This is a genomic window from Citrobacter sp. VF227 (assembly GCF_052950715.1).
This window is the reverse complement of record NZ_JBRFVF010000272.1, coordinates 1-510: the sequence shown is the minus strand read 5'-3', so window position 1 is coordinate 510 and position 510 is coordinate 1. Positions and strand designations below refer to the sequence as shown.

General features: G+C 69.0%; 1 protein-coding gene. It reads left to right on the top strand.

Translation table 11 applies throughout. The features are described 5' to 3' along the window. Positions 1 to 11 precede the first annotated feature (11 nt). The coding region (locus tag ACU8YC_RS26280) for a DUF5462 family protein (protein WP_446896159.1) at positions 12 to 510 on the top strand (499 nt) is incomplete at its 3' end.

Here is a 510-nt window from a genome sequence, read left to right as displayed (position 1 = left end):
CGATGAACAGGATGACGCGTCTGGCCCTGCTGGTGCTGTTATGCCTGCCGGCGGTGGCGGGGGCGCAGCAGGCACCCGAACAGCGTTTCGCCCTGGGGTTTGTGAACGGAAAAGTCCGGGATAACCAGACGGTGGAGGTGATGCGGGTGCTGCCGCGCAGTGAGCTGCTGGATGTCATCGCGGACGGACAGAGCCCCCTGCCGGGCAGTCTGCAGCTTGACCAGGTGACGGGGGAGGTCCGGAGTGACGGGCAGCTGAGTCTGCACCTGAGACAGCCCCGGGGGGCGTTGCTGACCGAGGCGTTTCTCACGGTCCGTCTGATGGTGGACGGGCAGCCGGCGCCGGCGCGGTTGCTGAGTACGGCCCCGGTGATTGTGGCCGTGCCGGCCGCCCGGCAGCGGGTGACGCTGCTGGTGACGGAGCCGGCCCGGTTGTGGCTGCCGCGGGATGCGGTGGGGGAGTTTGAGCTGGACATGATGGTGACGGCCTGGCCGGCAGAGGAGGAGACGG